Source organism: Geobacillus sp. Sah69 (genome assembly GCF_001414205.1).
In the GTDB taxonomy this organism is placed as follows: domain Bacteria; phylum Bacillota; class Bacilli; order Bacillales; family Anoxybacillaceae; genus Geobacillus; species Geobacillus stearothermophilus.
The window spans coordinates 20,815-28,825 of sequence record NZ_LLKS01000018.1 but is presented as its reverse complement, the minus strand read 5'-3'; the positions used below and the strand labels follow the sequence as shown (position 1 = coordinate 28,825).

General features: G+C 52.4%; 8 protein-coding genes and 2 pseudogenes. 3 read left to right on the top strand and 7 right to left on the bottom strand.

The genetic code is table 11. The features are described 5' to 3' along the window. Nucleotides 1-258: integrase core domain-containing protein (locus AP057_RS01775; RefSeq protein ID WP_142758404.1), on the top strand; the 258-nt coding region annotated here is incomplete at its 5' end. Between the two features lie 302 nt (nt 259-560). Here the strand turns inward: AP057_RS01775 and modB are convergent. Continuing rightward, the gene (gene modB / locus AP057_RS01770; RefSeq protein WP_033845516.1) at nt 561-1,223 is read right to left on the bottom strand and encodes a molybdate ABC transporter permease subunit; all 663 of its coding nucleotides are present in this window, start codon (nt 1,221-1,223) and stop codon (nt 561-563) included. 219 nt (nt 1,224-1,442) lie between these two features. Here modB and AP057_RS01765 point away from each other — a divergent pair, with 219 nt between their 5' ends. Next, a complete protein-coding gene (locus AP057_RS01765; protein WP_055357929.1) occupies nt 1,443-2,141 on the top strand; it encodes a Crp/Fnr family transcriptional regulator in 699 nt (232 codons plus the stop codon). A 14-nt stretch (nt 2,142-2,155) separates the two neighbouring features. On the opposite strand, the gene AP057_RS17705 is transcribed toward AP057_RS01765, so the two are convergent. The 6 genes and pseudogenes from AP057_RS17705 to AP057_RS01735 all read right to left on the bottom strand — a co-directional run bounded on the left by AP057_RS17705 (nt 2,156) and on the right by AP057_RS01735 (nt 7,421). After that, on the bottom strand, nt 2,156-2,593 hold the full coding sequence (locus tag AP057_RS17705; RefSeq protein ID WP_049625535.1) for a hypothetical protein: 438 nt from the start codon (nt 2,591-2,593) through the stop codon (nt 2,156-2,158). Nucleotides 2,594-2,889: 296 nt separating this feature from the next. Then, a pseudogene (locus AP057_RS01755) lies at nt 2,890-4,065 on the bottom strand (nitrate/nitrite transporter). A 288-nt stretch (nt 4,066-4,353) separates the two neighbouring features. Continuing rightward, nucleotides 4,354-4,942 (bottom strand): annotated as a pseudogene (locus AP057_RS01750) (ABC transporter permease subunit); the annotation flags it as partial. Nucleotides 4,943-5,150: 208 nt separating this feature from the next. After that, nucleotides 5,151-6,269, bottom strand: coding sequence for a TIGR04053 family radical SAM/SPASM domain-containing protein (locus AP057_RS01745; RefSeq protein WP_033013776.1), 1,119 nt, complete (start codon nt 6,267-6,269; stop codon nt 5,151-5,153). A gap of 235 nt (nt 6,270-6,504) precedes the next feature. Continuing rightward, nucleotides 6,505-7,083 (bottom strand): molybdenum cofactor guanylyltransferase, encoded by a 579-nt coding sequence (locus AP057_RS01740; protein ID WP_055357928.1) that lies wholly within the window; start codon nt 7,081-7,083, stop codon nt 6,505-6,507. Nucleotides 7,084-7,187: 104 nt separating this feature from the next. After that, nucleotides 7,188-7,421 (bottom strand): DUF2249 domain-containing protein, encoded by a 234-nt coding sequence (locus tag AP057_RS01735; protein ID WP_033013778.1) that lies wholly within the window; start codon nt 7,419-7,421, stop codon nt 7,188-7,190. A 129-nt stretch (nt 7,422-7,550) separates the two neighbouring features. Here AP057_RS01735 and AP057_RS17375 point away from each other — a divergent pair, with 129 nt between their 5' ends. Next, nucleotides 7,551-7,718 (top strand): hypothetical protein, encoded by a 168-nt coding sequence (locus AP057_RS17375; RefSeq protein WP_200910051.1) that lies wholly within the window; start codon nt 7,551-7,553, stop codon nt 7,716-7,718. Nucleotides 7,719-8,011 lie beyond the last annotated feature (293 nt).

Sequence of the window (8,011 nt, the reverse complement as noted above, 5' to 3'; positions counted from 1 at the left end):
CTCAAACAGATCATCGAGCGATTCAACCGGACCTTTAAAGGCAACTACCGCCCGACCCATGGGTTTGGTGCGGAAGAAGGCTCGGTGTCCTTTGTGACGCTGTTTGTGGCGTATTTCAACTTCCTGCGCCCGCATAGCGCACTCGAAGGCCGGGTCCCGGTCGTCATCCCGGAACTGGCGGATCTTCCGCATATGCCGGCCCGGTGGACGAAGCTCATCGCCATGGCACAAGCGTTTCTCCAACAAGAGGCGGCCTGACTTTTTTGTCCGCCGGAGCCCGTTGAACAGAACTCCTGCCGGATTCGGCGAAGCGAACCCTTGACCAACCGAACACCGCCAAAGGTAAAATTCGGTCATGGCAAGGGCGGCTTTCCTATTGCCTTCTTTTTGTCCCCGTCGCCCTTGACGACTCTTTCCCACCTTTGGCGGGTGTTGGTCAAGGGCGAATCCGGCCCTCCGCATGCCCCACGATGCTCAATGGTATGATCTGTGTGGAGTTTTCATAGAACTTTTGACGCTACCCCTTTCATGGACCGCGTGATGTTCCAATGGCCTGCTCCTTATCGCTGCCAACGGCCTAGTTTCGCCGCACAGGACAATAAACTAAATGACAATCCAATCGTGACCGCCACCCATGCCCACGCCAACTCCATCCGCCCCGACTCCATCGCCATATAGACAGCGGTGGGGATCGTTTGCGTTTTTCCCGGAATATTCCCGGCAAACATGAGCGTCGCGCCAAACTCCCCCAGGCTGCGGGCAAACGACAGCACCGCCCCGGACAACAAGGCGTTTCTGGCCAGCGGCAGCGAAATATGCCAAAACACTTGGCGCTCATTCGCCCCATCGATGCGCGCCGCTCCTTCAACGGTTGGATCAACGGCTTCCAGACCCGCTTTGGCCGCCTGGTACATGAGCGGAAACGACACAACAACCGCCGCCATCACCGCCGCGCCGGGTGTAAACAGCACCGTTGTGTGAAACCACGTTTCCATCAACTGTCCGATCGGGCTATGCCGCCCAAACAGCACAACAAGCAAAAAACCGACAACCGACGGCGGCAGCACGAGCGGCAACATAAACACCGTCTCCACGATCGTCTTCCCACGAAACCGGCGGCGCGCCATCCACCTCGCCGCCGCTGTTCCAAGGATTGCGACGATCACGCCGGCAAGAAGCGATACGTTTATCGATAACCATACCGGTGACCAAAACTCTTCCATCGACGAGCCTCTCTCTGTTCCGTCTCCCTTTTACCATACGAAAACAAACAGTAGAATGCTGTGATGCTACTCACATTGTAACATAGAAAAAGGAAAAACCAATTTAGAAAAAAATTGTGACGCCTCGCACAAAAAAACAGTAACCGGTGATTTTTTTCACTCTCTCCCGCTGTGATGATTTTTACAATAGAAATAGCTGAATGAATGGAGGGGCTATCGATGGAAGCTACAGTGAATGGATATTTTCCCCATTTACGTTCTTTGTTGCAATCGTCGAAAAAAGTGATTCCACTTCGCAAGCACTCCTTTTTGTTCCAAGAAGGGATGCCGGCCAATGAGCTGTACTTGATTCTTTCCGGCAAAGTGCAAGTGAGCAAAATTTGCCCGGACGGAAAAGAAATGTGCTTCCGCATTTGCGGAAGCGGGGAAATCGTCGGCGAGCTGACGCTGTTTACGAACGATGCACGCTACTTGTTGACGGCCAAGGTAATAGAGCCAGGCGAAGCGGCAGTCATAAACAAAGAGGAACTGGAACAGCAGCTGCTGATCAATCCGCCCCTTACCCTTGAATATATGCGCTGGATCAGCAAGCATGTCCGGCGGACGCAGATGAAGTTTCGCGATCTCATCATGCACGGCAAAAAAGGGGCGCTCTATTCAACACTCATTCGTTTATGCAACAGTTATGGCGTCCCGCTTGAAGATGGAAGTATCTTCATTGACGTAACGTTAAAAAACCAAGACTTGGCCAACTTTTGCGGCACGACGCGCGAAAGCGTCAACCGGATGCTCAATGCGTTAAAACAGGAAGGGATTATCTCGATGAAGCGGGGGAAAATTACGGTTCATGATTTAAACTATTTGAAAACGGAAATTCAATGCGAAGACTGTCCGGCGGATATTTGTTGCATTGAGTGAGCGGTGCACCGTAGTTAGGGGTCTGTCTGATCGTTCCCCTTCGATACACAGCAACGACCAAGCCATTTTGGCGCGCTGATTAGAAGAACGCCCGACCGACCGTTGTTCGCGGCCTGCCGGACGCTCTCTTTTTTTCGATTGTGATGCGAATCACTTCTTTTTCTTTTCACCGCCGTATAATACGTTTTCCCTTTGTCAATTTCAATGTCAGTGATTTGCGCCGTCATTTCAACGCGGACGTCATGCAGACCGATCCGCTCCATTTTCAACGGCACCGGTGCTTGGTTCAATCCTTTATGCGCCGCTAACATGTTCGCAGCAGACTGTTGCGTAGTTGCCGCTGTTCCGTTTTTATTTTCCGCCTTTGCCTCTCCTCCTCCCCCGTTGCTGCATGCGGCCAAACGCGATGCAACCAACGCAACTGACAACAACGTAGACACATTTCGTTTCACTGTTTTCCCCCCCTTCAGTTGATTTGATTTACACCTTCAGCGTACGCCATTTCTGCCTTTTCCCCTAGTGATTTGTATCACCAAGGAGCGGCCATGTTTGAAAAGTTCGTGAAATAATGAGCAATAAATATTCGCAATGTAGCAACCGTAACGAATGTAGCCCTATTCACTAACGGAGAACGACCTTCCTCTTTGCGGATCGCCATTTTCCATCCTTTCGTTGAACTTGTACCTCCGCAAACCAAAAAGAGGCCAAAAGCATATGCTTTTGGCCTCTTTGGATCTGGAATCGGATTTTACGATGCGTATCGCTTCGTCGGTTCGCCGGCTTTTTTGCCAAATACGAGCCGGTTCAGCAAGAAGCAAATAAGGGCAAACAAGCTAAGGAGCAGAAAACCGAGCACGTACGAACCTGTTGCATCTTTCAGGATCCCCATGACAATCGGCGGAAAAAAGCCGCCAAGTCCGCCCCAGGCACCGACAAGGCCGGTGACGGCGCCCGTTTCGGCTGGGAACAGCTGCGGCACGAGTTTGAACACCGCACCGTTGCCCAGCCCAGACATCACGGCCACAAACAAACAAGCCGCTGTCATCACCCAAATATTTTCCATTCCAAACGCGATCACCAACGCGCCGATTGTCATTCCAGCGTAGACGAACGTCAACACCCGTTCAGCTCCGATTTTATCGCCAAGATAGCCGCCGACTGGCCGCGCGAGCGTAGCGAGTACAGTAAACCCAGCCGCGCGCATCCCAGCATCCACTGGCGTCAACCCATACAAGTCAACGAGCAGCGCCGGCAAGTAAATGCCGAAAGCAACAAACGCCCCGAACGTAACAAAGTAAAAGAGCGACAACGTCCACGTATGTTTATATTTCAATACCGACAGCGATTCACGCACCGTTTTTTGTTGTTTCGGTTTCGGCATATCCGGTGTGAAAAACCAAACGAGAACGAGCATGACGACAACCGGAATGATCATCCCCCAAAAAGCCCAAGGCACACCAAACGCTGCGGCAATCGATGGAACGGAAAACGAAGCAACCGCCGTGCCGATGTTGCCCATCGCGTTAATCCCAAGCGCCGTCCCTTGCTTTTCCGGCGGAGTCAAGCGGGAAACGAACGTCATCGAAATGGCGAACGACGTTCCGGCCATGCCGATGAAAAACGCCCAAAACAGAAGCATCGCATACGAATCTGCAAACCCTGCGCCAACAAGCGGAATGACAAGAAACAAGAGCAGCAGCGAAAACAGCCTGCGCCCGCCGATCTGGTCCGTCCAAATGCCAAGCGGCACACGCATGATCGAGCCAAGCAGCACCGGAATGGCGACCAAAATGCTTTTTTACGTCGATGTCAGCCCGTACATTTGCTGAAACGTACTCGCAAGCGGCGAAAACACGGCCCACACGACGAATGAAAACAACATGGCGAACGTCGTAATCGGCAGCAGCGCCTTTTGTTTATTCATGAAAAGCCCCTCCCAAACTTTCAAAATTTGTGACGCTGTTTGTACTTCCATCATACACAGGAAAAGGAAACAGATTTGTGAGGCTTATCACATTCTTGCCTGTTGTCACCATTTTGCCACAAGCGTTGTCACGGTTTTGTCACATCCAAAAAAAGAAAAAGCCCGTCCCCAAAAGGAACGGACACGATTTGGCAGAACGTTTTTCACATCCGAACGATAAGAAACGCTGTTGGGCGCACACATCTCTTCCGCCCCGTCTACGGAAACAACTTGTTTTCTCACCCACTCCGCCCGTATCTCCTGCCTCATAAACAACCAATACGCGATCGCAAAGCAGATGAGAGTGGCGGCAATGAGCGCGGTCACCTGCGGCCAAATGAGCAGCAAACTTTGCGAGAATGGCAAGGGGGTCGCAACAGCGCCGGCCGTTTGCTCCACCGTGACGATCCCTAGCGTTCGGACGTCCGGCGAAAAAGGCAGTTGTTGATTCATTGAACAAGTAGCTCGGCGACAATCTCATGAGACCAAGCACCAACTCTTGACGGCCGACCGCCTGCTCGACGGACGTAATGGCATCAAACTGCAAAAACGATTTCGCAAACACTTCCACGATCATCGAGTAGAAAAGATTGAAAAACAGCCAAACGGCCATCGACGACAACGCGGATGTCGCCGCCTGGCGGAAGACGACGGAAAACAAAATGCCGAGATTCAGCCAAAAGGCGATATACACAAGACATAACAACAAAAAGCAGACCATGCGGGCAAACTCTTCGAAAGTAGGCGGAATCACCAAGACCAAAATGCCCAACGCCATCACGAGCAGGCCGAGCGAAAGAAACAAAACAGCATTCAACAACAGCGCAGCGACAAACACCAAAAGGAGGAAGCGCGGCGCCGACCGGGCCCGAGACCTTTATAGTCGAGTTGAACCACGAATGATCTTTCAACAAAAACGGGGAAGGGCGCCTGCTCCTCCCCCGTATGTTTTGAACACACATCCAACATCCGCCGCATGCGCCCGGGCAACCATCTCACGAACGCCGTAGCGCCGTCATTTTAAGCGGCTGTTTTTCACCGCCTTCTTACCGTTGGCTTCGCTCTTTTGTCCGCAGCGCCTTTGGAATGTAAACACAATACGGCTCGCTTTCCAAATAGTCGCCCGTTACAGCGTAAGCGCGTGAACGAGAGCCGCCGCACACATATCGGAACTCGCAGACGCCGCATTTTCCTTTATATTTGTCCGGATTGCGCAAGTCTTGGAAAATCGGCGAGTGTCGGTAAATGTCCGCCAGCGGCGTTTCCCGGACGTTCCCGGCTTTGACCGGCAGCAGCCCGCTCGGATAGACGTCGCCAATATGGGAAATAAAGACGAAACCGTTGCCGTCGTTTACTCCTTTCGGCGCGCGGCCGAGCCCGTCGACTTGTCCGGTCAACCCTTGGTTCAACACATCTTCGTAACGGATGCCGCCTTTTGTCGCTTTTCCTTCGCGCATTTTCGCCTGCAGCACAACGCGGCGGTAATGCTGGCCGGCTGTCGTTTTAATGTCAAACGGAACGCGCTTGCTCGTTTCATACAACCAGCGGAACACCCGCTCATGCTCGATGGGGGAAATCATGTCCTCCTCCTTCCCCCTGCCTGTCGGCACAAGGAAAAAGACGCTCCAAAGGACGCATTTCATCTTCTCAACCAATTCCGCCATTTCATCAAGCACATGAACGTTGTATCGCGAAATGACGGTGTTGATTTGCACGGGAATGTCGAGCTCATGCAAGTATTGAATCGCACGGATCGTCAAATCAAACGAGCCGCTCACGCCGCGGAAATGGTCGTGAATCTCGGCGTTCGGCCCGTCAAGGCTAAATGCCCAGCGCGACAGGCCGACCTCTTTTGCTTTGCGGATCGCCTCTTTCGTCACGTTCGGCGTCGCGCTTGGCGTCATTGACACGCGCAGCCCTTTATCGATCGCATATTTCGCTAAATCGTACACATCCGGACGCATGAGCGGATCGCCGCCCGTAAAGACGAGCATCGGCTGATCCATCGCGTAAATCTCATCGATCAGTTTTTTCCCTTCCTCAAACGTCAACTCGCGCGGATCGCGATGGTATTGCGCTTCGGCGCGGCAATGAAGGCACTTGAGTTGACAAGCTCTCGTCAATTCCCAAATCACAATAAACGGATTTTCATTAAAATCGCGCATTGCGGCCCCCTCCTTGGCCTCCATTGTACCGCAACATTCAGGCGCGTTATGTGATATCGATCACATCCACAGCAAAGCCACAACAGAGGGCGATCGTACCATGGGCGAAGATGACAGCCATCTGAACAGGCGGTATAATATATTGACCCGCCATACGCCCAAAAAGTAAAGCAAGGATGGCTCTTCTGATTGAAAAAAAGTATATGCTATGTCTGCTTCGGCCACAATTCCCCCTTCACCGGTACTCTCCCTCCGTATTGACATTGCGCCATACGGTTTCATCCGCGGCAAGCTGTTGGGCGTCAACATAGCGGACGCGGGCGCGGTCAATAAGCGAGATCATCCGCCGTTCGCCGGCATCAAGCAGCTCGGCGATCACGGAGCGAAGCCGACGGTGGTATAAGGCGACCAATGGTTCGGGACGGACGTCATGGAGCGGGACGATGGCGTCAAACATCGGATCGATATAGGAAGCAAGCCGCTCTGTCACTTCCCGCCGCATGTACGGCATGTCGCACGGCAAGACGAACACCCAATCCGCTCGGCTCTGTTCCATAACGGTGTAAAGGCCGGCCAGCGGCCCACAGCCGCGGCAGCGCTCGACATCGAGCAGCACCGGGATATCCGTTTGGCGGCGGAATTCATCGACAAGCGACGGGTGGCTGACGATATACAATTCATCCGCGATCGGATCGAGCGCCGCGACCGACCAAGTGAAAAACGGGGCGCCTTCGTGCAGCGCAAACGCCTTCGGCCGCCCGAACCGACGCGACTGGCCGCCGGCGAGCACCGCTCCGGCAATGGCTCGTTTCATCTCTATCCCCTCTTTCCGAACATCATCTGTCCCTACCGTACCATACGAACCGGCGAAAAAAAAGATTTCCGCCTGTCGACGGAAATCCCTATGGAGCGGATGATTTATTTTTTGCCGATGGCCACCCGCCATACGTCCGGCCCTTCCTCTAAGTACTCCCATGTAAACTGATCCGGACGCTCCATCATGAATTGGTATTGCAGCGGACGCGGGTCATGGTCATTCGTCAGCTCCATCACTTCCCCCGGCTTCAAATTGTCAAACAGCCGAAAAATTGCCGGATGGCGATCGCGCGGCGGATAGTCCGGGGCGTGGATTTTGGCAGCAAATTGGTTCATAACATTGGCCTCCTTTGTAGTATAATGAATTATATACTTTATCATAACCGCTTGAACCTTGGGGGGTAGTGACGAGCGTCACAGCCCGAAGGTGAACATGTTCAATCCCCATGAAAGGAGAAATGGCGGTTGGAAGAGCTTGTTGGCTTTTGCGCGCAATGCGGCAAGCCGATCCATTGTCTGCATGGGTTTTTAAACGGCATCGTCAGCCGAGAAACAGAGACGTTGTACTGCTTTCCATGCCATGACAAGCAAAAGGAAACCGAACACACCACGCCGGACAAATGCCACAAGTGATTGAAAACGTTAACAAATGAAAGGGGGCTGAGCCAAAAATCCGCTAAAAAGCGGACTTTTGGAGCCAGCTCTTTCTTTTTTAAATCGTACATTGATCATGAACGATTCCGATTAAATCCCTTGTTTCTTCTTATTATCAAAGAAAGGAAGTTCGATTTTCTTAAAAACAATGTCGCTGCCGGGATTAACATGACCGTACGGGCTAAAACGCACTCCTTTTCCTGGACGGATACAAAGCGACAATGACACAAAACGTTATTTTCAAATTTCTACGAATCATTTATAATATGAAT